This window comes from Janibacter sp. Soil728, from assembly GCF_001428305.1.
In the GTDB taxonomy this organism is placed as follows: Bacteria; Actinomycetota; Actinomycetes; order Actinomycetales; family Dermatophilaceae; genus Janibacter.
The window spans coordinates 243005-268268 of record NZ_LMRZ01000006.1; the positions used below are offsets into that span (position 1 = coordinate 243005).

At 70.9% G+C, this 25264-nt stretch carries 25 protein-coding genes; 9 read left to right on the plus strand and 16 right to left on the minus strand.

Annotation, left to right across the window (positions count from 1 at the left end; all coding sequences use genetic code 11):
* Positions 1-4: 4 nt before the first annotated feature.
* The 3 genes from ASG73_RS14475 to ASG73_RS14485 are packed head-to-tail and all read right to left on the minus strand — an operon-like array spanning position 5 to position 3104.
* Positions 5-1528, minus strand: a complete 1524-nt coding sequence (locus ASG73_RS14475) for a class I adenylate-forming enzyme family protein (RefSeq protein WP_055996736.1) — start codon at positions 1526-1528, stop codon at positions 5-7.
* A complete protein-coding gene (locus tag ASG73_RS14480; RefSeq protein WP_235499468.1) occupies positions 1525-2343 on the minus strand; it encodes an SDR family oxidoreductase in 819 nt (272 codons plus the stop codon). Before ASG73_RS14480 ends, ASG73_RS14475 begins: the two co-directional genes overlap by 4 nt.
* Positions 2343-3104, minus strand: a complete 762-nt coding sequence (locus ASG73_RS14485; RefSeq protein ID WP_055996739.1) for an SDR family oxidoreductase — start codon at positions 3102-3104, stop codon at positions 2343-2345. Before ASG73_RS14485 ends, ASG73_RS14480 begins: the two co-directional genes overlap by 1 nt.
* A 108-nt stretch (positions 3105-3212) precedes the next feature.
* On the opposite strand from ASG73_RS14485, the gene ASG73_RS14490 reads away from it, so the two are divergent.
* Positions 3213-3683, plus strand: a complete 471-nt coding sequence (locus ASG73_RS14490; RefSeq protein WP_055996742.1) for a MaoC family dehydratase — start codon at positions 3213-3215, stop codon at positions 3681-3683.
* A 103-nt stretch (positions 3684-3786) separates the two neighbouring features.
* On the opposite strand, the gene ASG73_RS14495 is transcribed toward ASG73_RS14490, so the two are convergent.
* The 3 genes from ASG73_RS14495 to ASG73_RS14505 are packed head-to-tail and all read right to left on the minus strand — an operon-like array spanning position 3787 to position 6265.
* Positions 3787-4293, minus strand: coding sequence for a thioesterase family protein (locus ASG73_RS14495; protein ID WP_055996745.1), 507 nt, complete (start codon positions 4291-4293; stop codon positions 3787-3789).
* Positions 4290-5243: an NADPH:quinone oxidoreductase family protein gene (locus tag ASG73_RS14500; RefSeq protein ID WP_055996748.1), complete on the minus strand. Its 954-nt coding sequence runs from the start codon at positions 5241-5243 to the stop codon at positions 4290-4292. Before ASG73_RS14500 ends, ASG73_RS14495 begins: the two co-directional genes overlap by 4 nt.
* A 20-nt stretch (positions 5244-5263) precedes the next feature.
* A complete protein-coding gene (locus ASG73_RS14505) occupies positions 5264-6265 on the minus strand; it encodes an NADP-dependent oxidoreductase (protein WP_055996751.1) in 1002 nt (333 codons plus the stop codon).
* A gap of 133 nt (positions 6266-6398) precedes the next feature.
* Between ASG73_RS14505 and ASG73_RS14510 the strand changes: the two genes are divergently transcribed.
* Positions 6399-7184 carry an SDR family oxidoreductase gene (locus tag ASG73_RS14510; RefSeq protein WP_055996754.1) on the plus strand — a complete coding sequence of 262 codons (786 nt, stop codon included), beginning with the start codon at positions 6399-6401 and terminating at the stop codon, positions 7182-7184.
* 82 nt (positions 7185-7266) lie between these two features.
* Here the strand turns inward: ASG73_RS14510 and ASG73_RS14515 are convergent, their stop codons facing one another.
* From ASG73_RS14515 to ASG73_RS14530, 4 genes are read right to left on the minus strand one after another with little or no spacing between them, the layout of a single operon-like run.
* Entirely contained in the window at positions 7267-7947 is a 681-nt protein-coding gene (locus ASG73_RS14515) for a TetR/AcrR family transcriptional regulator (protein ID WP_235499469.1), read from the minus strand.
* Between the two features lie 10 nt (positions 7948-7957).
* Complete coding sequence (locus tag ASG73_RS14520) at positions 7958-8974, minus strand: phosphotransferase family protein (protein ID WP_200946860.1); 1017 nt, start codon at positions 8972-8974, stop codon at positions 7958-7960.
* The gene (locus ASG73_RS14525; RefSeq protein WP_055996760.1) at positions 8971-10191 is read right to left on the minus strand and encodes an acyl-CoA dehydrogenase family protein; all 1221 of its coding nucleotides are present in this window, start codon (positions 10189-10191) and stop codon (positions 8971-8973) included. Before ASG73_RS14525 ends, ASG73_RS14520 begins: the two co-directional genes overlap by 4 nt.
* A gap of 39 nt (positions 10192-10230) precedes the next feature.
* Positions 10231-10908 carry an HAD family hydrolase gene (locus ASG73_RS14530; RefSeq protein WP_055996763.1) on the minus strand — a complete coding sequence of 226 codons (678 nt, stop codon included), beginning with the start codon at positions 10906-10908 and terminating at the stop codon, positions 10231-10233.
* Positions 10909-11014: 106 nt separating this feature from the next.
* Here ASG73_RS14530 and ASG73_RS14535 point away from each other — a divergent pair, with 106 nt between their 5' ends.
* Genes ASG73_RS14535 through ASG73_RS14545 form a run of 3 tightly spaced genes read left to right on the plus strand, consistent with a single transcriptional unit; the run spans position 11015 to position 13787 of the window.
* The gene (locus ASG73_RS14535) at positions 11015-12358 is read left to right on the plus strand and encodes an MFS transporter (RefSeq protein ID WP_235499470.1); all 1344 of its coding nucleotides are present in this window, start codon (positions 11015-11017) and stop codon (positions 12356-12358) included.
* Positions 12355-13164 carry an enoyl-CoA hydratase-related protein gene (locus tag ASG73_RS14540; RefSeq protein WP_055996768.1) on the plus strand — a complete coding sequence of 270 codons (810 nt, stop codon included), beginning with the start codon at positions 12355-12357 and terminating at the stop codon, positions 13162-13164. The genes ASG73_RS14535 and ASG73_RS14540 overlap by 4 nt, the downstream gene beginning before the upstream one ends.
* Before the next feature lie 32 nt (positions 13165-13196).
* Positions 13197-13787 (plus strand): dienelactone hydrolase family protein, encoded by a 591-nt coding sequence (locus ASG73_RS14545; RefSeq protein ID WP_055996771.1) that lies wholly within the window; start codon positions 13197-13199, stop codon positions 13785-13787.
* Positions 13788-13806: 19 nt separating this feature from the next.
* Here ASG73_RS14545 and ASG73_RS14550 read toward each other — a convergent pair whose 3' ends face one another.
* The 4 genes from ASG73_RS14550 to ASG73_RS14565 are packed head-to-tail and all read right to left on the minus strand — an operon-like array spanning position 13807 to position 16428.
* Positions 13807-14769 carry a phosphotriesterase family protein gene (locus tag ASG73_RS14550; RefSeq protein ID WP_055996774.1) on the minus strand — a complete coding sequence of 321 codons (963 nt, stop codon included), beginning with the start codon at positions 14767-14769 and terminating at the stop codon, positions 13807-13809.
* 60 nt (positions 14770-14829) lie between these two features.
* Complete coding sequence (locus ASG73_RS14555) at positions 14830-15429, minus strand: methylated-DNA--[protein]-cysteine S-methyltransferase (protein WP_055996777.1); 600 nt, start codon at positions 15427-15429, stop codon at positions 14830-14832.
* Positions 15426-15917, minus strand: coding sequence for an RNA polymerase sigma factor (locus ASG73_RS14560; protein WP_235499471.1), 492 nt, complete (start codon positions 15915-15917; stop codon positions 15426-15428). The genes ASG73_RS14555 and ASG73_RS14560 overlap by 4 nt, the downstream gene beginning before the upstream one ends.
* Positions 15904-16428, minus strand: a complete 525-nt coding sequence (locus tag ASG73_RS14565) for a methylated-DNA--[protein]-cysteine S-methyltransferase (protein ID WP_055997596.1) — start codon at positions 16426-16428, stop codon at positions 15904-15906. The genes ASG73_RS14560 and ASG73_RS14565 overlap by 14 nt, the downstream gene beginning before the upstream one ends.
* 64 nt (positions 16429-16492) lie before the next feature.
* Here ASG73_RS14565 and ASG73_RS14570 point away from each other — a divergent pair, with 64 nt between their 5' ends.
* Entirely contained in the window at positions 16493-17503 is a 1011-nt protein-coding gene (locus ASG73_RS14570) for an NADPH:quinone oxidoreductase family protein (RefSeq protein ID WP_156466309.1), read from the plus strand.
* Between the two features lie 52 nt (positions 17504-17555).
* On the opposite strand, the gene pepN is transcribed toward ASG73_RS14570, so the two are convergent.
* Positions 17556-20024, minus strand: a complete 2469-nt coding sequence (pepN, locus tag ASG73_RS14575) for an aminopeptidase N (protein ID WP_055996780.1) — start codon at positions 20022-20024, stop codon at positions 17556-17558.
* 104 nt (positions 20025-20128) lie between these two features.
* Between pepN and ASG73_RS14580 the strand changes: the two genes are divergently transcribed.
* The 3 genes from ASG73_RS14580 to ASG73_RS14590 all read left to right on the plus strand — a co-directional run bounded on the left by ASG73_RS14580 (position 20129) and on the right by ASG73_RS14590 (position 24327).
* A complete protein-coding gene (locus ASG73_RS14580; RefSeq protein ID WP_156466310.1) occupies positions 20129-21373 on the plus strand; it encodes a PucR family transcriptional regulator in 1245 nt (414 codons plus the stop codon).
* Between the two features lie 145 nt (positions 21374-21518).
* Positions 21519-23840, plus strand: a complete 2322-nt coding sequence (locus ASG73_RS14585; protein ID WP_055996786.1) for a molybdopterin cofactor-binding domain-containing protein — start codon at positions 21519-21521, stop codon at positions 23838-23840.
* 10 nt (positions 23841-23850) lie between these two features.
* Positions 23851-24327, plus strand: a complete 477-nt coding sequence (locus tag ASG73_RS14590) for a (2Fe-2S)-binding protein (protein WP_055996788.1) — start codon at positions 23851-23853, stop codon at positions 24325-24327.
* Positions 24328-24399: 72 nt separating this feature from the next.
* Here the strand turns inward: ASG73_RS14590 and htpX are convergent, their stop codons facing one another.
* Positions 24400-25251, minus strand: coding sequence for a zinc metalloprotease HtpX (gene htpX, locus ASG73_RS14595; RefSeq protein ID WP_055996791.1), 852 nt, complete (start codon positions 25249-25251; stop codon positions 24400-24402).
* Positions 25252-25264 lie beyond the last annotated feature (13 nt).

The window sequence follows — 25264 nt, forward strand, 5'->3', positions numbered from 1 at the left end:
TCGCTCAGGTGGTGGGGGTGGCGGCCCGGGCGGGCCGCTCACCGGTGCTCGCGATGTCGCTCCGGTCGATCCCCCGCTTGAGGATCTTGCCGGTCGGTCCCTTGGGCAGCTCCTCGACGAGCCGGTAGATCCGGGGGACCTTGTAGGCCGCGAGCCGCTCCTCGAGCCAGGCGCGCAGCACCGTCGGCTCGATGGTGCTGCCGGGCTGCGGCGTGATGACGGCGGCGATCTCCTCGCCGAGCCGCTCGTCGGGGACGCCGATGACCGCGACCTCCCGGATGTCGGGGTGGCTGTAGAGGACCTCCTCGATCTCACGCGGGTAGACGTTGTAGCCGCCGCGGATGACGAGGTCCTTCTTGCGGTCGACGATCCACAGGTCGCCGTCCCCGTCCATCCGGCCGATGTCGCCGGTGAGGAACCACTCGCCGTGGCGCACGGCCTCGGTGGCCTCGGGCCGCCTCCAGTACTCACGCATGACGAAGGGGCCGCTGATCGCCACCTCGCCGACCTCGCCGACGGGCAGCTGGGCGCGGTCCTCGTCGAGGATCGCCAGCTTGCTCCCGGGCAGGGCCCGCCCGACGCTCATCTCCTTGCAGGGGAAGATCGCGCGGTTGAAGGTCGACGCGCCCGCCGTCTCGCTCAGGCCGTAGCCGTCGAGGACGACGGCGCCGAAGCGCTCGCGGAAGGCCTTGGCGATCTGCAGGGGAAGCGCGGCGCCGCCCGAGCAGGCCAGGCGCAGGTGCGAGAGGTCCTGCGCGGTGACGTCCGTGTCGGCGTGCAACATGGCGTTCCACATCGTCGGCACGCCCGCGAGCCCGGTGAGCTGCTGCTCGGCTGCCATCCGCAGCAGCGCTGCCGGGTCGAAGGGACGCAGCAGGGACAGCGACCCGCCCGCGCTGTAGGCCGTGAACATCACGGCCGACTGACCGAAGACGTGGAAGAGGGGAAGGGCGGTGCCCATCCGGTCCTGTGGCGTCAGGTCGAGTGCCTCGGCCAGGGCCTCACCGCAGGCGAGCAGGTTGCCGTGGGTGAGGACCGCGCCCTTGGGGGCGCCGGTCGTGCCGGAGGTGTAGAGCAGCACGGCTGCGTCGGCGGTGTCGACGGCGACCGGCTCGGGTCCGGCGCCGGGCACGACGCAGCCGGGCTCGAGGAGCCACAGGTCGAACCCCTCCGCCGCCGCGGTGGCGGTGACTGCCTCGGAGCCCTCGTGCCAGCCGAGCGCGAAGGAGCAGCCGGCGTCACGGACGAAGTGCTCGAGCTCGCGTCGGGTGCACAGCGGGTTGACCGTCACCGCGGTCGCGCCGAGCGCGAGGACCGCGTGGTAGGTCAGGACGAATTCGGCGCTCGTCGGCACGACGACGAGGACGCGGTCGCCCGCACGCACTCCCCGCCCGGCCAGCTGGGCGGCAGCGGCGCGGATGTCGTCGCGCAGCTGCGCGAAGGTCCACGAGCGCTCTCCCTCGCGCAGGGCCAACGCGTCAGGTGTCTCGTCGGCCCAGCTCCAGATCAGGCTGGTGCCGTTGGTCATCGCACGTCCCCCTTCAGCTGGCGCTGGTAGCGCTGCATGCCGTGGATCCAGCGGTCCTGGTCGTCGACCTTGCGGCGCAGGAACTCGCGCACGTGGGTGTGCGGCGTGACGAGGAAGGTGCCCTCGGCGACGGCGGCAAGCACCTGGTCGGCGACATCGCGCGGGGCGAGCACCTCGCCGGCCTGCGTGACCGCGGCAGCGGCGACCTTGCCGCCCTCGCCCCCTCCCGACGTCATGCCCGAGCGGAGCATGTCGGTGTCGACACCCATCGGGCACAGGCAGCTGACCCCGACGCCGTCGTCGCCGTAGGTGACGGCGAGCCACTCGGCGAATCCGACCGCGCCGTGCTTGGTCACCGAGTAGGTGGCCGAGCCGATCTGGGTGAGCAGGCCTGCGGCAGAGGCGGTGGAGACGAAGTAACCGCTCCCCCGCTCGACCCAGCCCGGGACGAGCTGGCGGGCCGCCCGCACGTGGGCGAGGAGGTTGACGTCCAGGGCGAGCTGCCACTGGTCGTCGGTGGCCGCGAGGCCGGAGCCGTCGCCGACACCGGCGTTGGCGAAGAAGATGTCGACCGGGCCGAAGTGCTCCTCGGCTGCCGCGATCATCGCGGCGATGCACTCCTCGCTCGAGGCGTCACCGGCCACGGCGACGGCGCCGATCCGCTCGGCGGTGGCCGTCAGGCGCTGCTCGTCGATGTCGGAGACGACGACCCGGGCACCCGCCTCGAGCAGGGCCTCGGCGAGTGCCGCGCCGATGCCCCCGGCAGCGCCGGTGACCACGGCGACCTTGTCCTTGACCTGCATCGCGGTGGCCATCAGTCGCAGGGCCCGCCGGCGACGTAGAGCACCTGACCGGTCGTGAAGCCGGCGCCCTCGCTGACGAAGAAGGACACGGCGTGGGCGATGTCCTCGGGTCGACCGGTGCGGGCCACCGCTGCCTGCGTGGAGGCGGCGGACTTGAGGTCGTCGAAGCTGATGCCGATGCGGGCCGCGGTCTCGGCGGTCATCTCGGTCTCGATGAATCCGGGAGCGATGGCATTGGCGGTCACGCCGAACTTGCCGAGCTCGATGGCCAGGGTCTTGGTGAAGCCCTGCATGCCGGCCTTGGCGGCCGAGTAGTTGGTCTGGCCGCGGTTGCCCTGGGCCGACGTCGACGACAGGTTGACGATGCGTCCGTACCGCTCCTGGGTCATGAAGGCCTGGCAGGCCTTGGTCATGAGGAAGGCGCCGCGCAGGTGGACCGCCATGACGGCGTCCCAGTCCTCGACGCTCATCTTGAAGATGAGGTTGTCGCGGATGATGCCGGCGTTGTTGACCAGCACGGTCGGCGTGCCGAGCTCGTCGGCGATCCGCCGGACGGCCGCCTCGACCTGCTCGGCATCGGAGACGTCGGCGCCGACGGCCAGGGCCCGGCCCCCGGCCGCGGTGATCTCCTCGACGACCGGCGCGCAGGCCGACTCGTCGAGATCGAGGACGGCGACGGCCATGCCGTCGGTCGCGAGACGGCGCGCGACACCTGCGCCGATGCCTCGGGCCGCGCCGGTGACGACGGCGACGCGTTGCTGGTCATTGGTCATGTGAGAGCTCCTGTGATCTCGACTGCCGGAACACTTCGAACATACTTGAACCCGGCTTCAAGTTCAACTAGGTTCGAGCCAACCCGCACATGACCGAAGGAGCTCATCGTGACCCAGACCGCCCAGCACCGCCCCACCTCCGTCCAGGACCTCAAGGACCTCGTCGGCGTCGAGCTCGGACCCACCGAGTGGCATGTCGTCGACCAGACCAAGATCGACGGTTTCGCCGACATCACGGGCGACCACCAGTGGATCCACGTCGACCCCGCCAAGGCGGCGGACTCCCCCTTCGGCTCGACGATCGCGCACGGGCTCTACAGCCTCTCGCGCACGCCGGCCTTCTTCGAGGAGCTGATGGCCTTCGACGGCTTCACCCACTCGCTCAACTACGGCTACGACCGCATCCGCTTCATCCACCCGCTGCCGGTCGACTCACGGATCCGCATGCGCGCCGAGGTCACGCAGGTCGAGGAGACCTCCCCCGGCCAGGTCAACGTCGTGACCAAGCTGACCGTCGAGGCCGACGGCATCGACAAGCCGATCGTGGTGGCCAACTCGATCGGCCGCTTCAGCGTCTGACCCCTGACACCGATCTGCCCAGGCACGCTCGCGTCGGTGCGAGTGTGCCTGGGCAGATCTCTTGGGTCCGGACCCGGGAGACGTCACCACCCGGGCGAAGGGGTCAGCGGCGTACGCCGATCGCGCCGCTCAGCGGGAGCTGCCAGGTCAGGTCGCGGTGGGCGGCGACCGCCTCGTCGATGCGGTCGGCGATGTCCGCGGGGAAGGGGGTGGCTCGCCGCGCGACGAGGTCGACGTGCCCCTCGAGCACCTCGAGCGTGTTGGCGATCTGCCCGGTGGTGCGGTTGACGACGACGGAGATGCCGTGGAAGACCTTGTCCCCTCGGTCCAGCCACCGCACGTGCGCCGAGAGCTCCTCACCGATGTGCACCTCGTGGAGGAAGCGCAGGTGCTGCTCCATGCTGAAGACACCCAGCCGACGGCTCGAGCGATAGGTCTCGTCGACCCCCATCCGCAGCAGGGCCGCCTCGGCGGCACGGATGTGCAGACCGTAGAAGTGGGCGACGTTGACGTGGCCGTTGCCGTCCTCCCACTCCGAGCCTGCGACGACCCGGACGGACTCCGGGATCTGCGCGATCTCCTCGACGCCGGGAAGCTGGTCGACGCTCATGGCACCAGCACGACCTTGCCGGTGACGGTGCGCCCCTCGAGCGACGCGATCGCCGTGGCAGCGTCCTCGAGCGGGTGGGTCGCGCCGACGATCGGCCGGAGAGCTCCGCTGCGCAGGTGCGGCAGCATCGCCGCCCATTCCTTGCCCACGTGGCCGGGACGCGACATCGCGAAGGCTCCCCAGCCGACACCGACGACCGAGACGTTGTTGAGCAGCAGCCGGTTGACCTTGACCTCCGGGATCGACCCGGCGGTGAAGCCGATGACGAGGAGCCGGCCGTGCTCGCGCAGGGTCCGCAGCGAGTCGGTGAAGCGGTCACCGCCGACCGGGTCGACGACGATGTCGACGCTGGCCTTGCCGACCGCCTCGAGGAAGCCGTCGGCCATGACGACCTCGTCCGCCCCTGCGGCCCGGGCGATCTCCCCCTTCGCCTCGGTGGAGACGACCCCGATGACCTTGCTCGCACCGAAGGCCTTGGCCATCTGGATGGCCGCGGTCCCGATGCCGCCGGCAGCGCCGTGGACGAGGACGGTCTCGCCCTCGACCAGGCCACCCCGCTCGACGAGCGCGAAGTAGACGGTCGCGTAGTTGAAGGTGAAGGACGCGGCCTCCTCGAAGGAGACCTCGTCGGGGAGGGCGAAGGTCAGGTCGGGTCGGGCGAGCGCCTTCTCGGCGAAGCCGCCGAGAAGGGTCAGCGCGGCGACCCGGTCGCCGACCGACAGACCGCTGCCCTCGGGGGCGGCGGAGACGATGCCGGCGACCTCGGCCCCCGGGACGAAGGGGAGGTCCGGCTTCACCTGGTAGAGCCCCCGGGTCTGCAGCAGCTCGGGGAAGGCGACCCCGGCGGCCTTGACGTCGATCGTCACCAGCCGGTCGTCGGAGGGGTCGGAGATCTCGACGACCTCCACGGCCTCGGGGCCGTCGAGGGAGGAGATGTGGATGGCACGCATGGTGGTTCCCTTCGAGATACTCACAGCTGGAGGAGGAGCTTGCCGGTGTTGACCCCGTCGAAGAGGCCGAGCAGGGCGTCGGGGAAGGCGGCGATGCCGCCCTCGAGGATGGTCTCGGTGGCCTCGAAGCGGCCCTCGCCGATCAGCTCGGAGATACCGGTGATGGCCTCGGGGTACCGGTCGGCGTAGTCCATGACGACGAAGCCTTGCATGCTGGCGCGGAAGACGAGCAGGGCCATGTAGCGGCGCGGGCCCTCGGCCAGGGTCTCGTCGTTGTAGGTCGAGATGGCACCGCAGATGACGACCCGGGCGCCCTGCGCGAGGTTGGCCAGGGCGGCATCGAGCAGCTCGCCGCCGACGTTGTCGAAGTACACGTCGACCCCGTCGGGCGCGGCCTTGCGCACCTGGCGCAGCAGGTCGCCCTCGCGGCGGTCGATCACCTCGTCGAGGCCGAGCTCGCGCAACCAGGCGACCTTGTCCGGACCGCCTGCGACGCCGATGACCCGGCAGCCCTTGGCCTTGGCCAGCTGGGCGACGGTGCTGCCGACGGCACCGGCCGCGGCCGAGACGAGCACGGTGTCGCCGGGCTTGGCCCGACCGACGTCCTCGAGGCCGAACCACGCGGTCATGCCCGGCATGCCGAGGGCACCGAGCCAGGTGCTCATCGGGGCGACGTCGAGGTCGAGGTGCGCCACCCCCTTCCCGCTGGAGATGGCGTACTCACACACTCCGAAGGTCCCGCTCACGACGTCACCGACGGCGAAGTCGTCGTGCTGCGAGGCGATGACCGTGCCGGCACCGAAGGCCCGCATGACGGCGCCGATCTTCACCGGCGGGAGGTAGGAGCGCACGTCGTTGAGCCAGCCGCGCATGGCCGGGTCGAGGGAGACCTGCTGCATCTCGACGAGGAACTCGCCCGGACCGGGGTCGGGCACCTCCGTCGTGGCGAGCTCCCAGGTGCTGGCGTCGGGGCGGCCCTGGGGGCGGGCGGCGAGGCGGATCTCCTGCGAGGTCCGGGTCATGGGGTGCTCCTGATGCTCGGGTCGGCGCTGACGTGGCCACCATCCCACAACGTGAATCAGGGTTCAACTACTCTTGAACCCTGATTCAAGTGCGGCTACGGTCAGGGGAACACACACCGAGCGAAGGACCACCATGGACATCCCTGCCCTCTTCTCCCTCGACGGACGCGTCGCCCTCGTGACCGGCGGCTCCCGCGGCATCGGCCGGATGATCACCGAGGGCCTGCTCAGCCAGGGCGCGACGGTCTACATCACCGCCCGCAAGGAGGAGGCCTGCCGCGCGACGGCCACCGAGCTGTCCGAGCAGTTCGGCGAAGGGCGTTGTGTCGCACTGCCCGGCGACGTCTCGACGACCGCCGGCATCGCCTCCCTGCTCGAGGCCTTCGGCGAGCACGAGAGCCACCTCGACATCCTCGTCAACAACGCGGGCGCGGCCTGGGGCGAGTCCTTCGACACCTTCCCCGAGAGCGGGTGGGACAAGGTCATGGACCTCAACGTCAAGGCGCCGTTCTTCCTCACCCAGGCCGCCAAGGGACTGCTGCTCGCCGGCCGTGAGCGCGGTGGCCACCTCGCCAAGGTCATCAACATCGCGTCGATCGACGGGCTCTCGCTCAACCCGATGGAGACGTACTCGTACCACGCGAGCAAGGCGGGCGTCGTGCACCTCACCAAGCGGATGGCGGTCACGCTCGCGCCCGAGGGCATCATCGTCAGCGCGATCGCTCCCGGTGCCTTCGCCTCCAGCATGAACAAGGAGGCACGCGACCACGCCGACGAGATCTCCGGCGACATCCCCTCCGGACGCGTCGGCCGCCCCGAGGACATGGCCGCCGCTGCGATCTACCTCGCCTCCGACGCCGGCGACTACGTCGTCGGCAGCACCCTCACCGTCGACGGCGGGGTCACCATCGCAAGGTGACGCTCCCGGGTGTCAGGTGGCGGGCGAAGGGAGGGGGCCGACCCCCTCCCTTCGCCCGTCTGGCTGCCGCTCTCGAGGAGGCTCAGTCCGCCCGCAGCTCGGGCGTGGTGAGCCCGAGCGCGTTGGTCCACAGCCGGGTCGCGCCGTCGACGAGGTCGTCGACCGGGACGAGGAGGAATTCGTTGACGAAGGCGTCCTGGGCCAGTCGCGAGACCATGCCGGAGAGCGCCATGGCGGCGGTCAGCGCGTCGATGCCGCGGTCCGCGAGGCCGCGGGACTGCAGGTCGGCGATGGCCCGGCTGTTGCGGACGACGAAGGCGTGGGCGCGGGCCTGCCGCAGCTCGCGGAAGCGCGGGTCGACCGCCGCGACCTGGAGGAGCAGCTGGTTGAGCCGGGCATTGCGCCGGTAGGCCTCGAAGTAGGCCCGGTTGCTCGCGGCGATGATCTCGATGGGGTCGTCAGTGCGCTCCATCGAGGTGGTGCCCGGGTGCAGCATGTCGCTCTGCGCCTCGTGGAGGACGGCCGCGAAGACCTCGTCCTTGCTGTCGAACCACGTGTAGAAGCTGCCGATCGAGCACTTGGCCTCGGCCGCGATGTCGACGAGGCGGGAGTCGACGTAGCCGTCCCGCTCGAAGACGGTGCGCGCCGCGGTGATGAGCGCGTCACGGGTGCGCTGGCCACGCGCGGTCTGCGGCTGGGTGCCGAGCTTGGCACCGTCGACGAGGTCGGGTACCTCGCTCGTGGTCTCGCTGTCGCTGGGCATGGCCGCCATGCTAAACCGCTTCGTCCAGAACGACGTGCGCCGCGGCCACGAGCTGGTCGACCGCGTCGGCCGGGATCGAGCCCATGGCGGTGAGGTTGCGCGGGTCGTCGAGCTGACGGCGACGGACGCCCTCGAGGATGATCGCGAGCTTCCACAGCCCCAGGCCGTGCCAGAAGGGGACGGCGGAGACGTCCCTGCCGGACACCTCGGCGTAGTGCTGGACGAGCTCGGTCCGGGTGGCGAAGCCCGCCACCGTCGAGGCGTCGAAGCGCATCGTCGGCGGGTCGCCGGCCTGGGGCCAGTAGGCGAGCGCGGTCCCGAGGTCGGCGAGCGGGTCGCCGAGCGTGGCCAGCTCCCAGTCGAGGATCGCCCGCACCTGCGCGTCGTCGGGGTCGATGATGACATTGCGCAGGTGGCAGTCCCCGTGGACGAGGGTGACCTCGCCGGCCTCGGGCTCACGCTCGTGGAGCCGCCCGGTGAGGCGGTCGAGGTCGGCGAGGTCGCGGGTGCGCGACAGCTCCCACTGGCCCGACCAGCGCTTGAGCTGTCGGGCCGCGTAGGGCTTGTGGCTCGCGAGGTCGGCGAGCCCCACCCGGTCCAGGTCGACCGCGTGGATGCGGGCGAGGGTGTCGACCAGGGAGAGGCCGACCGCGTGCCGGGCAGCCGGCGCCAGACCCTCCGCGTCGCTGCGCTCGTCGAGGACGAGCCCGTCGACGAAGGAGACGACGAGCACCGGCCGGTCGGCGACCGCCGGGTCCTCGCACAGGCCGTGCACGACGGGGAGGGGGACATCGCTGCCCTGCAGCCCGGAGAGGATCCGGTGCTCCCGCGCCACGTCGTGGGCCGAGGCGAGCAGCTCGCCCATCGGGGGGCGCCGCAGGACCAGGCGGGCCCCCTTCGCGTCGGTGACGAGGTAGGTGAGGTTGGACTGACCCAACCCCACCCGCTCGTAGGCCAGCGGTGGCTCGACGTCGACCCGCCCGCGGGTCCACGCCGTCATCGCGGCCGTGTCGAGACCCTCGATCACTTCTTGCCCCACTCCGGGCTACGACGGCGGTACTCGCGGCGGGCGATGGTCATCTTGTGCACCTCGTCGGGGCCGTCCGCCAGACGAAGGGTGCGCATGTGGGCGTACCACATGGCCAGGGGGAAGTCGTCGCTCACGCCACCGCCGCCGTGCACCTGGATGGCCCGGTCGATGATCTTCAGCGCCATCTGCGGGGCGGCGACCTTGATCGCCGCGATCTCGGTGCGCGCGACCTTGTTGCCCACGGTGTCCATCATGTGCGCGGTCTTGAGGGTCAGCAGACGCACCATCTCGATCTCGATGCGGGCCTCGGCGACCCAGTCCATGATGTTGGACCGGTTGGCCACCGGCTCGCCGAAGGTCACCCGGGACTGCGCCCGGTCGATCATCAGGTCGAGTGCGCGCTCGGCGACACCGATGGCGCGCATGCAGTGGTGGATCCGGCCCGGCCCGAGGCGGGCCTGGCTGATCATGAAGCCGTCGCCCTCACCGGCGAGGAGCGCGTCGACGGGCACCCGCACGTCGGTGAAGCTGACCTCGGCGTGGCCCTCGCGGTCCATGTAGCCGAAGACCGGGAGGCCACGCTCGACCGTGACGCCCGGGGCGTCGATCGGGACGACCATCATCGACTGCTGGCGGTGGGTCGGGGCGTCCGGGTCGGTCTTGCCCATGACGATGAGGACCTTGCAGTTCTTGTGCAGGGCGTTGGACGTCCACCACTTGCGGCCGTTGATGACGTACTCGTCGCCGTCTCGCTCCATGCGCGTCTCGACATTGGTCGCGTCGGAGCTGGCGACCGCCGGCTCGGTCATGGCGAAGGCCGAGGCCATCTCGCCCGCGAGCAGCGGCTTCAGGTACTTCTCCTTGTGCTCGTCGGTGCCGAAGAGCGTGAGCACCTCCATGTTGCCGGTGTCCGGGGCGTTGCAGTTGATGGCCTCGGGGGCGATCTCGATGCTGCGCCCGGTGATCTCCGCGAGGTGGGCGTACTCGAGGTTGGTCAGCCCCGGCCCCCACTCGGGGTGCGGGTGGAAGAGGTTCCACAGGCCCTGGCTGCGCGCCTCGGCCTTGAGGTCCTCGAGGACCTGCGGGTGGTGGTTGGGGTTGCCGGAGTCCCGCATCTGCTGGCGGTAGACGCTCTCCGCGGGGTAGACGTGCTCGTCCATGAAGGTGAGCAGGCGGTCGCGGTAGTCCTGGCCGCGTTCACTGAGTTCGAACATCGTGGTGATCCTTTGGCTCGTGGTGTGGTCGAACGACCGTCAGCGGGTGGCGCCGGTCGGGGTGGGAAGGGAGAGTGCCTCGCGGATGCGGGGCAGGGACTCGGCAGCGGTGCGGTGGAGGATGCCGCGGATCCCGAGGCGCGCGGCGCCGACGAGGTTGTGCTCGAGGTCGTCGACGAGCACGCACTGCCTCGGGTCGACGCCCAGCCGGTCGCAGGCGATGCGGTAGATCTGCCGAGAGGGCTTGCGTACGCCGACCTGCGCGGAGATGACCGTGACGTCGAAGAGCTCGTCGAGGTCGATGCGCGCGTAGCAGTCGCGGCCCAGCGAGTTGGAGACGAGCGCGACGGGGACACCGGCGGCCCGGGCCTGACGGACCAGCTCGATCATCGGCTCGTCGAGGTCCATGTGCGTGGCGAGCCCGGCGAGGAGGCCCCGGGGGGCGATGTCACCACCGGCCTCGACGAGCGCACCGGCGAAGGCGTCCTCGAAGCCCTCGTCGTCGAGTCGACCCTCCTCGTGCGCGACGAGCGCGGCACGCGCGCCCTCGTGGGTGGCGAGCACGCGCAGGGCCTCCTGCGGCTCGAGTCCCGCGTCGGCGCCGAGCGCCCCGAAGGCGGCGCCGATCGGGGCCGTGAGCACTCCCCCGAAGTCGATGAGCAGCGCCTGCGCCGGCCGCGCGTCGAGCGGGGTCGGATCGGGTGACGTCGTCGTCATGGTGACTCCTTGTGGTCTTCGGCCTCGCCATAGGTATACTTGAACTTAGATTCAGATTCAAGTCTGTGACGACGAAGTCCGAGGAGCGCCCATCTCCACCGCCGCCGTGCTGCCCCCACCCCACCGCGGGGCACTCGCGAGCGCCATCGCCGTGCTCTTCGGCGTCACCGGCCTGGGGAGCGCAGCGGTCGCCGTCGCTCTGCCTGCTCTTGCCCAGGACCTCGAGCTGACCACCGGCCGGGCCGCGCTCGTCGTCAGCTGCTACTCCCTCGCGCTCGCGGTCGGCAGTGCGGTCTTCGGCCGCCTCGGTGACATGTTCGGCATCCGCCTGCCCCTGCTCATCGGCATGTCCGTCATGGTCACCGCAGCCTGCGCGGGCGCGCTCGTGGACTCCCTTCCCGCACTCATCGTCACGCGGACCCTGCAGGGCCTGGGGGCAGCGGCGGTTCCGGCCCTGACGATCGCCGCCATCCAGGCCCTCTTCGCCGGTGACAGTCGAGCCCGGGCCATGGCGACGTACTCCGGTGTCGGGGCCACGATCAATGCTCTGGGCCCCGTCGCAGGGGCCCTGCTCGTCGACCCCTTCGGGTGGCGACCCGTCGTGGCCATCCCGGTCTTCACCCTCCTCGTGGTCCCCCTCGTCTGGCGTGACCTGCCGACCCACCGCCAGCCCGGAGCGACACTCGATCCCGTCGGCGCCCTGCTCGTGGCAGGCGCCGCCATCGGCGCCGTGCTGTCCCTGCAGGCGGCGACGCTGGGCGGCACCACGGCGCTCGTCGGCCTCGTCGTGCTGCTGGCGAGCGCTCCGGCGGCCGTGCTGCGCTCACGCCGTCGTCCGCACGGTGTCGTCCCGGCCGCTCTCGTGCGCGATCGCGCCGCCCGGCTCAGCCTGCTGACCGCGGCGAGCCTGCCGTCCGCCTGGTTCGGGATGCTCGTGGCCGTGCCCACCGTCCTCATCGCCCATGGCTGGTCCGGCACCCAGGTGGGGCTGCTGCTCCTGCCGTGCGCCGCCCTGGGGGTCATCGCGCCCCGCATCACGGGCCCGGCGCTCATCCGCTTCGGCGCGGCCCGCAGCCAGCTGCTCGCCACCGCGGGAGTCACCGCAGCGGTGGTCCTCGCCGCACTCGGCTCCGCGCTCGTGAACCCCCTCGCACTCATCGCCGCGACGCTGCTGCTCATGCTCTCCTTCGGCCTCGGGCAGCCAGCGATGACGGCTCTCGTCGCCGACTCCGTCGCCGTGCACACCCGCGGTGGAGCGCTCGGCCTGCTCACCCTCGTCTTCCTGCTCGGGGCCAGTCTCGGAGCCGCCACCGTCGGGGGCCTCGGAGACGTCATCGGGTTCCCTCGCGCCCTGCTCGTCCTGGCCGCCCTGCCGGCAGTGGCGGCACTCGCCTTCGCCCGTCCGATCTCGACCCACCGCCCCGACCCCCGACCCCAGGAGATCTCGTGACCGACACCGACCACGTCCTGTACGACCTCACCGATGGCATCGCCACCATCACCCTCAACCGACCCGACCGGCGAAATGCGATGTCGGTCCCGATGATCGAGCGGCTCGGCGAGCTCTTCGCCCAGACCGACGAGGACCCGGCGGTGCGTGCCCTGGTGCTCACCGGCGCCGGTCGCGCCTTCTGCGCCGGTGGCGATGTCCAGCAGTTCGACGAGGACGGCGGCGAAGGGGGTGGCGCCACCGAGGTCGACCCGGCTGCGGTCGCCGAGCAGCTGCGCCACCAGGAGCTGACCGTCGGCCGCCTGCACACCTTCACCAAGCCGACGATCGCCGCGCTCCCCGGAGCAGCCGCCGGAGCAGGTCTGGGACTCGCCCTCGCGACCGACCTGCGCATCGGCACCCCGCGCACCGTCGTCGCGACGGCCTTTGCCACGGTCGCCCTGTCCGGCGACTTCGGCGTGGCCTGGTTGCTCGACCGGCTCGTCGGACCGGCGCGCGCCCGTGAGCTGATGCTCCTCAGCCCGCGGCTCGACGGGGAGGCCTGTCTGGACCTCGGCCTGCTCACGCGGCTCGTGCCCGAGGACGAGCTCGAGGAGAGCACCCGCGCGCTGGCCGCCCGGCTCGCCGACGGCTCCGCCCTGACGCTGGCCCACATCAAGCGCAACCTCCTCGAGGCGCCCCACCAGACGCTGTCGGAGTCGATGGCCGCAGAGGTGCCTCGCCACAAGGCCTGCGGCCTGACCGCTGACCACGTCGAGGCCGCGCGCGCCTTCGTCGAGAAGCGACCTCCGGTCTTCGCGCGCTGACGGCTGTCGGTGCGCGAGCCTAGGCTGAGGACATGGCCCAGGTACTCCTCTTCCCCTCCGTCCTCGGCGTCCGTCGGGGCGTCACCGATCTCGCCGACGCGCTGACCGGCGCCGGGCACACCGTGACCGTCGTCGACCACCTCGCCGGCACGACCTACGACGACTACGAGCCGGCGGGGGCCCGGTCCCAGGAGATCGGCTTCCCTGCCCAGATGGCCTTTGCCCTCGAGGCGGCCAAGGGGGTCCCCGGCCCCTTCGTGGCCGTGGGCTTCTCCAACGGTGCCGGGATGGCTCAGTGGATTGCGGCCCAGCGCCCCGACGACGCCCGAGGGGTCGTGATGATCGGCGGCGGCCTGCCGATGCGCTTCCTCGAGGCCACCTGGCCGACAGGCGTCCCCGGTCAGGTGCACGTCACCTCGGAGGATCCCTTCCACGAGGAGGACAAGCAGTTCGACGACGAGGTCCAGGACGACGTGGAGCACGCCGGGGGCGAGTTCACCTTCGTCGAGTACCAGGGCGCGGGTCACCTCTTCAACGACCCGACCCTTCCGGCGGAGTACCAGCCCGAGGAGGCGCGCATCCTCACCCGCCGCATCCTGGAGTTCGTCGACGCGGTCGGCTGACCCACCGCTCGACGGCTGACTACCGCTCGAAGTACGTGCGCGGGTTCTTCACGAGCATGGTGTCGATGTCGTCCTGCGTGGCACCACCCTCGAGGAGCGCCGGGATGACGTCCTCGCTGATGTGCCGGTAGTTCCACCGCGGCACGATCTGGCGCTTGGCCTCGGGGTCGAACCAGTCGATGAAGCACGCGGCGTCGTGGGCGAGCACCATCTTCTCGGCGTAGCCGCGGCGCAGCAGCTCGAGGACGGTCGCGACCCGGTCCTCGAAGGGCAGGAGCACGTCCAGCCCGAAGCGGTCCATGCCCAGGTAGGAGCCGGCGTCGGCGACCTTGCACAGGTAGTCGACATCCGTCGAGTCACCGCTGTGCCCGATGACCACCTTGGTCAGATCGGCCCCCTCCTCCGCGAGGACTCGCTGCGCCACGAGTCCCGAGCCGGTGTGCGGGTTGGTGTGCACCGTGATCGGCGCGCCGCTCTGGGCGCTGGCCGCGCCGACCGCGCGCATCGCTCGCTCGACCCCGGGGGTCAGGCCCTGTTCCTCGATGGCGCACTTGAGGAACCCTGCGCGCACACCGGTGTCGGCGATGCCCTCGGTGAGGTCCTTGAGGAAGAGCTCGGTGAGCGGCTCGGGCACGTCGAAGAGCAGACCGGGTCCGCTGTAGTGGAACTGGAAGGGGATCTCGTTGTAGGTGTACAAGCCCGTCGCGACGACGATGTTGACGTCGACCTGCTCGGCGACGCGCTGGACACGCGGGAGGTAGCGCCCCAGGCCGAGGACCGTCGGGTCGAGGATCGTGTCGATCCCCAGCCCCGGGAGCTGGGCCAGCTCCGCCACGGCCTCGGCGACCTTGGTGTCCTCGTCCCAGTCGCCCTGGTAGTTGTTCCGGAACTCCTCGCCCAGGACGAAGATGTGCTCGTGGGCCAGCACACGGCCCAGATCGGCGGAGTCGATGCTCCCGGTCACGGTCGGTACAGCCACCACGGCGCACTCTCCTTCGAGTCGGTTCCTGCGACCCTAGACCCACGTGCCCGAGTTGAAGTGTCAGTCGAGCCGCTCGCGCGCTGCCGGTGCGCCTGCTGCCTCCAGCCCCAGCAGCCAACGCTTGGCCTGGAGGCCACCTCGGTAGCCTCCGGCGCTGCCGTCGCTACGCACCACCCGGTGGCAGGGCAGCAGCAGCGGCACGGGGTTGTTGGCGCAGGCGCTGCCGACGGCGCGCACCGCACGCGGCCGACCGGTCATCCCGGCCATCTCGGTGTAGGTCGCGGTGTGCCCGTAGGCGATTCGCGGCAGGGCCTCGACGACTTCACGCCGGTAGCCCGCGAGCAGCCGCAGGTCGATCGGGACGTCGAGTGACCGGCTGCGGCCGCCGAGATAGTCCTCGATCCTGCGTGCGGTCTCGTCGAGACGACGCGGCGCCCGCAGGATGCGCGGGCTGACCCGCTCGGCGAGGTCGGCGAGCACCGCGTCGTGGCCCTCCTCCTCGAAGGCCAGACGCACCGCCCCCTGCTCCGTGGCGACGAGCAGCAGCGCCCCCAGGGGCGAGTCGACGGCCCGGTAGGCGAGGTCGATCAGGCCCACCTCACCGGCGCGCGCCACCAGGCGGTCGTGGAGACGAGCCAGGTCATCAGTCTCTGCAGTCATCGGATCTCCTTGTCTCGCAACGATCTGAGGCCGTCACTCGCCGCCCGGCGGGCGGCGGCCTCGCTCCCGCCGACGAGGTCGACGATCCGGGCATAGGGCAGCCCCCCGAGGTAGCGATAGGTGATGACCTGCCGCTGCTTGTCCGGCAGGGCGGCGACGTGACGCCACACCCCTTCGTCGTCGGTCTCGGCTCCCGGCGCCACGACCTCGGGCAGGTCGGCGACCGGGTCGGTGCGCCGGCGAGCCCGTGACCGGTGGATGTCGGTGCACTTCCGCTTGGCCACGGTCACCAGCCAGGCGGTCACGTCGAGGTCCCCCGGCAGGTCCGGCCACGCCGACAGCGCCGCGAGGAAGGTCTCGCTCCACGCGTCGTCGACATCGGCGGACGCGACGCGAGCCCGACACACCGCCAGCACTCGTCGACCGTGCTCCTCCACCACCTGCTCGAAGGGAGGCAGGCTCCGGGGAGTCTCCTCAGAAGAGGGCACCGCGGTCCTCGGCGTCCGGCTCCTCGAGGGCGAGCAGCGCCCGCTTGCGGTCGAGACCGCCGCCGTACCCGGTGATCGACCCGTCGGCCCCGATCACGCGATGGCACGGGACGATGATCGAGACCGGGTTGGCCCCGACCGCCCGGCCCACGGCCTGCGCCGCCCCTCCGGTCTCTCGGGCGAGGTCGCCGTAGCTGACCGTCTGCCCGTACGGGATCCGCTCGAGCAGCTCCCAGATGCGTCGGTGGTGCTCGCCCCCGCGCAGCTCGTAGGGGAGGTCGAAGTCCGTCCTCGTCCCGTCGAGGTACTCCTGGAGCTGGTGCGCCACCGCGGCGAGGACGGGCTCGGCCGCGACCTCGACCTCGAGTCCGTGGTCGGCCCCGTCGGGGAGGGTCCAGTGACCGGGGAAGTACAGACCGATCAGGACGCTCCCCTCGCCGGACTGCGCCTCGTCGAGCACAGCGACAAGGTCACCGAGTCGGGTCGGGAGCAGAGCGTGGCGGGTCGTCATGATGTCGATCATGTCCCATAGACGCATCGGGACCCGGATGTGTGAGATCGGTACTGTCCCGCTCATGAGCATCCGCGCATGGCAGGTCCAGCAGCTCGGTGAAGCCGCCGACGTCCTCACCCTCGTCGACACCGAGGCCCCGCCGCCCGGCCCGGGTCAGGTGCGGGTACGGGTGCGCGCGACCGGGGTCAACTTCGCCGACACCCTCATGTGCCGCGGGGAGTACCAGGTGCGGCCGCAACCCCCCTTCGTCCCGGGGTTGGAGGTCTGCGGTGACGTCCTCGAGGTCGGCGTCGACGTCACCCACGTCGCCGTCGGCGACCGCGTCCTCGGTGGGACCGCCGTCCCGCACGGCGGCTACGCGAGCGAGTGCCTCATGGACGGGGCGAGCACCTTCCCCGCACCCGACGGGCTGGACGACGCCGCCTGCGCGGCGCTGATGATCAGCTACCAGACGGGATGGTTCGGCCTGCACCGACGAGCGGCCCTGCGCGAAGGGGAGCACCTCCTCGTCCACGCGGCCTCCGGTGGCGTCGGGTCGGCTGCCGTCCAGCTCGGCAAGGCGGCCGGTGCGCACGTCATCGGCGTCGTCGGAGGCGCGGACAAGGTCGACATCGCCCGCAGCCTCGGGTGCGATGTCGTCATCGACCGCCGTGAGCAGGACATCATCGAGACGGTCAAGGAGGTCACCGGCGGTCACGGCGCCGATGTCGTCTACGACCCGGTGGGCGGGCCGTCGTACGCGGCGAGCACCAAGTGCATCGCCTTCGAGGGGCGGATCATCGTCGTCGGCTTCGCCAGCGGCCGCGTCCCCGAGCCACGGCTCAACCACGCGATGGTCAAGAACTACTCGATCCTCGGCCTGCACTGGGGCCTGTATCAGCAGCACGACCCGGCCGCGGTCGTCGCGGCCCACGCCGACCTGGTCCGCCTCGCCGATGCCGGCCACGTCGCGCCGCTCGTCGCGGAGACCTTTCCCTTCGAGGAGACACCGGCCGCGCTCGCCCGCCTCGCGGGCGGGTCGAGCACGGGCCGGATCGTCGTCACTGCATCTGGCTCATCCGCACGACCTTGAGGAGATGCACCCTGGGTGCGCACGACCTTGAGGAGATGCGGGCGAAGGGGGGTCAGCCAGCCGGCGGGAAGGCTCGGCGGGAGGCCAGCGCCTCCTCGAGCTCCGACTGCTGGTCGACCATCGAGCGCCGCACGCCCTGCTGGAGGTCGCCCGCGAGCGCGGTCCGGGAGAGCTCGAGCGTCTCCTCGCTGACGAAGCGCGAGGGGTAGGTCATCGATGCCACCCGCGAGAGCGCGTCCTCGCCGAGCCACGCGGTCATCGGCGGGATGTCGGTGAAGTACCGGGCGACATAGGGCTCGACGAGCGAGAGGTCCTGCGGCCCCCAGAAGCCGGCGGCGATCGCGATGAGCTCGTAGTTGCTCCGCTCGCGGTTGGTCGTCAGGTCCGCCCAGGCGGCGGCCTTGGCCTCCGGCGTCGGGATCGCGGCCCGCGCGGTGAGCGCACCCAGCTGCCCGCTCATCGTCTTGTCCCGGGCGAGCGCCTCGTCGATCTCGAGGGCCCCGATGACCCCGCGACGGGTCAGCTGCCCCAGGAGGATCCAGCGGAAGTCCGCGTCGCCCTCGAGGCCGGCCGGCAGATCGCGCCCCTCCGACCACGGCACGAGCCGACCTTCGACGTCGTCGGTCGTGCGGGCGACGAGGCGGGCGGCGTGCAGGGCCATCGACGAGCCCGGCTCCGACGCCGCGAGGACCTGCTCGCCGACGCGGGTCAGGCGTGCACGGGCGGCGTCCTGCTCCTCCTCGGGCAGGAGCACGCGGATGACGCGACCCGTCAGGTGCATCCCGGCACGGGAGAAGATCGAGTCGTTGGTCTCCGTCGGCAGGGCCGCCTCACCGAGGTCGACGAGCAGTCTGGGGTCGACCTGGGCGAGCGCCACGCCGTCGCGCAGACCGACCCAGATGACCGCGCGGGCCTGAGCGTCGGCGGTGAGCGGCAACTCGGTGGGCAGTGCGGCCAAGGAGGCCTCGTCGAGCAACGGCGTGGCCCAGGTGCGGTCACCGGCGTTGGGCAGCACGAGCGCTGCGTCGAGGTCCAGGCCGGCGACCGGGGCGGAGTCCGCGTCGAGGGTCAGCGCCTGGCGGGAGGTCTCCTTGCCGTCGGTGTACGTCGCGATGTCGAAGGCGTGGGGGCGGTCCGCTGGGTGGTCCGACGGCGCCTGCCGCGTCACCCTCCCGGCCCGATCGACCGCGATCGTGTCGACCCCGGCGGTCAGGAGCCAGGCCTGGCTCCAGTCCGACAGGTCCATGCCGCTGGAGCGCTCCATCGCACCGAGGAAGTCGGCCAGCGTGCCGTTGCCGAAGGAGTGGTCGCCCAGGTACTGACGGATGCCCTCGAGGAAGGCCTCGTCACCGATGAACTCGATGAGCTGACGGATGACCGCGGCGCCCTTGGCGTAGGAGATCCCGTCGAAGTTGGCCAACGCCGACTTGGCGTCCGGCGCCGGCGAGCCCGCGACGGGGTGGGTCGAGGGCGCGCGCTCGGCGCCGTAGCCCCACGACTTGCGCGACATCGTCGAGTCGACCCAGGCCTCGGTGTACTCCGTGGCCTCGACGAGGCAGCGGTGGGCCATGTACTCGGCGAAGGACTCGTTGAGCCACAGGTCGTCCCACCACTGCGGGCTGACCAGGTCGCCGAACCACATGTGCGCCATCTCGTGGCTGATCGTGTTGGCCCGGGTGAGCAGCTCGTCGCGACCGACGGCCCCGCGGAAGAGGTAGGCATCGCGGATGACGACGCAGCCCGGGTTTTCCATCGCACCGGCGTTGAACTCGGGGACGAAGACCTGGTCGTAGTCGTCGAAGGGGTAGCGGATGCCGAAGATCGAGTGGAAGTAGTCGAAGCTGCGCTTGGTCACCTCGAGCATCTCGGGGGCGTGCTCCTGCAGCTGCTCGGTGAGGGAGCGGCGGGCCCACATGCCGAGCGTGATCCCGTCGTGCTCGTCGGTCACCGACACGTAGGGACCGGCACACAGCGCGACGAAGTAGGTCGACAGCGGCTTGGTCTCCGCGAGGTGCCACACACCCCCGTCACCGATGACACCGGAGCCGTTACCGATGACCTGCCAGTCCGCCGGCGCCTTGACGCTGAAGGCGTACGGGGCCTTGACGTCGGGCTGGTCGACGCACGCGAAGACCGCCGGGGCGGCGTCGAGGAAGAGGTGGCTGAAGACGTAGTCCTCACCGTCCGCAGGGTCGGTCGCGCGGTGCAGCCCTTCGCCGTCGTGGCTGTAGGCCATCGTCGCCTCGACCTCGACGACGTGCTCGCCCGCGGTCACCGACAGCGGCAACCTCCCTTCGGCCAGCAGGCCCACGTCGAGGTCGGCGCCGTCGAGGCTCGCCCGGTGCAGCTCGCGCGGCTTGACGTCGACGAAGGTGTCACCGTCGGCGGTCGCGGTCAGGTGGATACGGGTCAGCGAGTAGAAGGTTTGCGGGTCACGGTCGAGGTCGAGCTCGACGTCCATCCGGGTCACCGACAGCAGGTCGGCGCGGGCAACGGCTTCGTCACGGGTCAGGGAAGGCACCCCCGCATCCTGTCACCGTCAGTCCGTGAGCCGCGACGGGACGGGTCGCCTCGGGGTCCTAGACTGACTGGCTGCGACGAAGACGACGTGAAGGACGGAGCGGGATGAGCCGAGGAGCGGGCGACCTGCCCACTCGCGAACCCGGGCTGTTGGCCCAGCTGCTGGTTCGCGCCCGCGCCCAGCGGGTGGAGCCGATCACGCGACGACTCGTCGCCTCCATCTCGCGGGAGAACAATGCCTACGACGCCACCGGCGTCGTGCCCGACGACGACCTGTGGCGTTCCTGCCACGACAACGTCGAGCGCGTGCTCGAGATGCTCGTCCTGTCGGTTCAGCCTGACGGCAGCCTCTCCCCGGTCGACGACCTCGACCAGCTTCTCGACGCGGCCCGCGCGACCGGCGGACGTCGCGCCGAGCAGGGCCTGCCCCTCGACGACGTCCTGCGTTCGTACCGCATCGGTGGCCGGCTCATCTGGGAGGACCTCGTCACCCGATCAGATCCACCGCTCGACCCGGAGAGCTTCCTCAACCTCGGCGTCTGGCTGTGGTCCAGCGTCGACACGTCGTCCGCCGAGGTCGCGCGCGCCTATCGGCGCACCGAGCAACGACTCCTGCGCGCCGACACCCAGCGGATGGCGGCGTTGTGGGAGGGCCTGCTCGGCGGTCGGGCACGAGAGGAGGCCTTCGCCCAAGAGGCCTCCCGGTCGATGGACCTGCCGGCCCACGCACCACTGCTGCTCGTGCTGCTGCGCTGCACGACTCCCGAGGACGCTGCTGATGCCCTGGCCGACGTCGTCGAGGAGCACCACCTCCTCACCGCATGGCAGACCCGCGCCGACGGTGACGTCGTCGGCGTCCTCGCCCTTCCCGACGAAGCCGGCCACCATCGGGTGGTCGCCGCGCTCGTCGACGCGGCAGAGAGCACCGGGCTGCGTGGCGGCGTCTCGGGGCGCTGCGGTGGGCTCGCCGAGGTGGACGAGGCCTTCGAGCAGGCACGGATGGCGGCGGCCGGTCTCGACGGCGCGGGCCTGCGCTCGCACGACGACCGGCTCGTCCCGGCCCTGCTCCTCAGCTCTCCCCAGATCTCTCGACAGCTTGTCGACCACTGGCTCGGCCCCCTCCTCGCCCTGCCCGAGGCCGAGTCCGCGGAGCTGCTCGACACGCTCTTCGCATGGGTGGCCGCCGGCGGCTCGACCAGCCGTGCCGCCACGGTGATCCCGTGCCACCGCAACACGGTCCTCAACCGACTGGTCCGGGTCTCGACGATCACCCAGCAGCACCTGCTGGACGGGCCACCGCCGACAGGTCTGGCTCTTGCGCTGCAGGCGTACGCGGCCGGCCTGCGCTGAGGCACCCGACCGACACCCGACACACCTCCTGTGCGTGCTGCACAACCGCGCGTACCGGAGCGTGGGCAGGCTCGCATTGCGCGGGAGGTCGGCTGGACGGTCCAATGTACGAGTCCTGACAACGCCGTCGACCCCGGAGCTGACGATGACTGATCCGCCCCCCACAGAGCACCTCGACTCCCGCTCTGGCCCGAGTCGACGGAGCTTCATGGGCTACGTCATCGCCGGTGCCACCCTCGCGACCGGTGCGGAGATGACCCTCGGCAGCGAGCCTGCCGAGGCGGTCATCCCGACGGCGCCGGGTCCGGCAGAGATCCTCGACCTCAACGACCTGCTCACCCTGGCCGCCGCGCCCACCGCCAGCCTGATCACCGTGAAGATCGGCACCGACGGCCGCGCCTCCTTCGCCCTCCCCCGCGCCGAGGTGGGGCAGGGCATCATCACCTCGTCGACGATGATGATCGCCGAAGAGCTCGACCTGCCGCTGGACAAGATCGACGTCACCCTGGCCAAGGCCCGCCCCGAGCTGATGTTCAACCAGCTGACCGGCGGCTCCAACACCACGATCTCGACCTACACCCCGATCCGGGTCGCGGCCGCGCTCGCCAAGCAGCAGCTCCTGAGGGCAGCTGCCGTCGTGCTCGGCGACACCGTGGACGCGCTCGTCGCCAAGAGCGGCGTCATCACCGGTCCGTCCGGCCAGATCAGCTACGGCGATCTCGCCGTCAAGGCGTCCGTGACCGACACCGTGCGCGCAGAGGTCACCCTCAAGACCCGCGCGCAGCACACCGTCATCGGCACGCCGCAGGGCCGCACCGACGCACGCGACGCCGTCACGGGCAAGAAGAAGTTCGCCATGGACCTCGACGTGGCCGACGCCCTGCCGACGATGGTCGCCCGCCCGCCGACCCACAACGGCGCGCCGGTCCGGCTGAGGAACGAGGCCGCGGTGCTCGACCTGCCCGGTGTCACCCACGTCGCCCAGGTCCCGACCGGCATCGCGGTACGGGCCAAGACCTTCGGTCAGTGCATCGACGCCATCAGGGAGATGGACATCGAGTGGGAAGGGGGCGAGCTCGCCGGCGAGTCCGATGCCAGCATCCTCGCCAAGGTCAAGCAGGCCCAGCTGCCCATGGTCGTGCCCAAGGTGCCGGTGCTGACCCAGCGCGTCGATGCCGAGTTCACCTTCCGCTTCCGCAGCAACTCCTCCCTCGAGCCCAACTGCGCCATCGCCGACGTGCGTGCCGGCTCCGCCGAGATCTGGGCCTCCCTGAAGTCTCCGGTCGTGGCCCAGGAGGAGATCGCCGGCGAGCTCGGTCTGCCGGTCTCCGAGGTCACCGTCAACGTGGCCCAGGGCGGCGGGTCCTTCGGCCGCAAGCTCTTCCACGACGCCGCGCTGGAGGGCGCCCGGATCTCCAAGGCCATGGGCAAGCCGGTGCGGCTCATGTGGCACCGGGTCGACGAGCCCCGCCAGGGGCGGCTGCACCCCATGGCCACCTCACGGGTGCGAGCCACCCACCTGCTGGGCGAGGTGCTCTCCTTCGAGCAACGGCACACCAGCGTCCAGACCGACTTCGGCCACGGCCTGGGCGACATCATCACCAACCACGCAGCGAAGCTCCCGGTGGGAGGCAACCTCTCTTTCGCGCAGACGATCTTCACGCTGACCCAGGAGGTGCCGTACAACTTCGGCGCCGTCACCCAGCTGCTCAACGAGACCGATGACCGCTTCAACACCGGCAGCATGCGCAACATCTACTCCCCCGACGTGCGCACGGCCAATGAGCTGGTCGTCGACGAGCTCGCCCGCAAGATGCGCAAGGACCCGGTGGCCTTCCGCCGCAAGTTCCTGCGCAGCAGCGCGGCCAAGGCCGCCCTCGACAAGGTCGCCGCGATGGGCGACTGGGGACGCACGCTTCCCGACGGTGTGACCCAGGGCGTGGCGATCCACAAGGAGTACAAGGGCGTCACCGCCTGCCTCGTCGAGCTCGACACCCGCCCCGCGACGGTGAACCGCGACGTGCGCAACGGCGTCACCGGGCCACGCGTGACCAAGGCCTTCTTCGCCGTCGATGCCGGTCTGGTCATCAACCCCACGGGGCTGGAGGCGCAGATGCTCGGGGGGGTCATGGACGGCATCGCGCTCGCGCTGACCTCGAGCTGCCACTTCGAGGACGGACACTTCCTCGAGGCGAGCTGGGACAACTACTTCTACACCCGCCAGTGGAATGTCCCACCGGAGATCACCGTCGAGATCATGCCCTCGGACGCCGGTCAGCCCGGTGGCGCCGGTGAGGCAGGCGTCGCCGCGAGCTTCGCCGCGATCGCCTGCGCCTATGCGCGAGCCACCGGGAAGATGCCCACCGAGTTCCCGATCAACCACGCCGACGAGCTCGCCTTCGAGCCCAAGCCCTTCACCCCTTCGGTGGTCCAGTCGCCGACCGACGGCCTAGACCACACCTACTGAGGAGCACGCCATGTCCAGTCACACCTTTGTCCTCAATGGCGAGAAGGTCACCGTCGACGTCGAGCCCGGCGTGCGCATCCTGTGGGTGCTGCGTGACGTCCTCGGCGTCACCGGCCCCAAGTACGGGTGCGGGATCAACGTCTGCAAGGCCTGCACGTCGCACATCAACGGCAAGGCCTTCAACCCTTGCTCCGTACCGGTGAGCGAGCTGTCCGCCGACGACGAGATCACCACGATCGAAGGCCTCGCCGACACCGTCGACACCGACCTGCACCCGATGCAGGACGCCTGGATCGAGCACGACGTCGCGCAGTGCGGCTACTGCCAGCCCGGTCAGATCATGGCCGCCGTCGCCCTGGTCAACAAGGTCAAGGCGGAGGGGCGCGCCATCGCCGAGTCCGACCTCGACGGCATCCGCAACCTGTGCCGGTGCGGGACCTACCCGCGTATCCGGCAGGCGATCCGTACGGGCGAGCAGCACATGTGACACGCGCCCGAGCACGAGCGAAGGGCCCGACACCACAGCGGTGTCGGGCCCTTGGTGCGTCGCGAGGTGGCCTCAGTGCAGGCGCGGGCCCCCGGCCATCCCCTCCAGGCGCGCGATGCGCTCGGCCATCGGCGGGTGGGTGGAGAAGAACTTGGAGACGTCGCGGGCGCTGAAGGGGTTGGCGATCATCATGTGGCTGGCGTTCTGCAGCTCCGGCGTGGGCTGGAGCGGAGCATTCTGCACACCCGACTCGAGCTTGCGCAGCGCAGAGGCGAGGGCCAGCGGGTCACCGGTGAGCGATGCCCCGTCCTCGTCGGCGTCGTACTCCCGCGTCCGCGAGATCGCCATCTGGATGACCATCGCGGCGACGGGGGCCAGGAGCGCCACCGCGATGGCGGCGATGGGGTTGCGGTCGCGTCCGCCGAACCACAGCGCGATCGACGCCACCGACGAGATGATGCCGGCGATGGCGCCGGCGACGGACCCGGTGAGGATGTCGCGGTTGTAGACGTGCATGAGCTCGTGGCCGAGCACGCCGCGCAGCTCGCGCTCGTCGAGCAGCTGGAGGATGCCCTCGGTGCAGCAGACGGCCGCGTTCTCAGGGTTGCGACCCGTGGCGAAGGCATTGGGGGCCGCCGTCGGGGAGACGAAGAGCCTGGGCATCGGCTGGCCCGCCCGCTGGCTCAGCTCCTGCACGATCCGGTGCATCTGCGGGAACTGCTGCGGGTCGGCCGGCACGGCGCGCATCGCCTTGATCGCCAGCTTGTCCGAGTTCCAGTACCCGTAGGCGGTCATGGCCACGCCGGCGAGGCCGAAGAGCCACAGGTAGGTGCTCCCGCCGATGGCGTAGCCGACAAGGAGCAGCAGGGTGAAGATCGCGCCGAAGAGCGCCGCGGTCTTCAGCCCGTTGAAATGGTTGTGCATGTCTCGTCCAACG

Bases quoted from the DNA above. Each gene is read 5' to 3' on its own strand.
- ASG73_RS14500 (WP_055996748.1), bottom strand. From the start codon at position 5,243: ATGCGTGCCATCCACATCTCCTCCCTCGACGGCCCCGAGGCCGTGGAG.
- ASG73_RS14565 (WP_055997596.1), bottom strand. From the start codon at position 16,428: ATGACGACCCGCCACGCTCTGCTCCCGACCCGACTCGGTGACCTTGTC.
- ASG73_RS14590 (WP_055996788.1), top strand. From the start codon at position 23,851: ATGTCCAGTCACACCTTTGTCCTCAATGGCGAGAAGGTCACCGTCGAC.
- ASG73_RS14530 (WP_055996763.1), bottom strand. From the start codon at position 10,908: ATGACGACGACGTCACCCGATCCGACCCCGCTCGACGCGCGGCCGGCG.
- ASG73_RS14510 (WP_055996754.1), top strand. From the start codon at position 6,399: ATGGACATCCCTGCCCTCTTCTCCCTCGACGGACGCGTCGCCCTCGTG.
- ASG73_RS14585 (WP_055996786.1), top strand. From the start codon at position 21,519: ATGACTGATCCGCCCCCCACAGAGCACCTCGACTCCCGCTCTGGCCCG.
- ASG73_RS14580 (WP_156466310.1), top strand. From the start codon at position 20,129: ATGAGCCGAGGAGCGGGCGACCTGCCCACTCGCGAACCCGGGCTGTTG.
- ASG73_RS14475 (WP_055996736.1), bottom strand. From the start codon at position 1,528: ATGACCAACGGCACCAGCCTGATCTGGAGCTGGGCCGACGAGACACCT.
- ASG73_RS14515 (WP_235499469.1), bottom strand. From the start codon at position 7,947: ATGCCCAGCGACAGCGAGACCACGAGCGAGGTACCCGACCTCGTCGAC.
- htpX (WP_055996791.1), bottom strand. From the start codon at position 25,251: ATGCACAACCATTTCAACGGGCTGAAGACCGCGGCGCTCTTCGGCGCG.
- ASG73_RS14485 (WP_055996739.1), bottom strand. From the start codon at position 3,104: ATGACCAATGACCAGCAACGCGTCGCCGTCGTCACCGGCGCGGCCCGA.
- ASG73_RS14495 (WP_055996745.1), bottom strand. From the start codon at position 4,293: ATGAGCGTCGACCAGCTTCCCGGCGTCGAGGAGATCGCGCAGATCCCG.
- ASG73_RS14545 (WP_055996771.1), top strand. From the start codon at position 13,197: ATGGCCCAGGTACTCCTCTTCCCCTCCGTCCTCGGCGTCCGTCGGGGC.
- ASG73_RS14480 (WP_235499468.1), bottom strand. From the start codon at position 2,343: ATGGCCACCGCGATGCAGGTCAAGGACAAGGTCGCCGTGGTCACCGGC.
- ASG73_RS14570 (WP_156466309.1), top strand. From the start codon at position 16,493: ATGAGCATCCGCGCATGGCAGGTCCAGCAGCTCGGTGAAGCCGCCGAC.
- ASG73_RS14525 (WP_055996760.1), bottom strand. From the start codon at position 10,191: ATGTTCGAACTCAGTGAACGCGGCCAGGACTACCGCGACCGCCTGCTC.
- ASG73_RS14555 (WP_055996777.1), bottom strand. From the start codon at position 15,429: ATGACTGCAGAGACTGATGACCTGGCTCGTCTCCACGACCGCCTGGTG.
- ASG73_RS14505 (WP_055996751.1), bottom strand. From the start codon at position 6,265: ATGACCCGGACCTCGCAGGAGATCCGCCTCGCCGCCCGCCCCCAGGGC.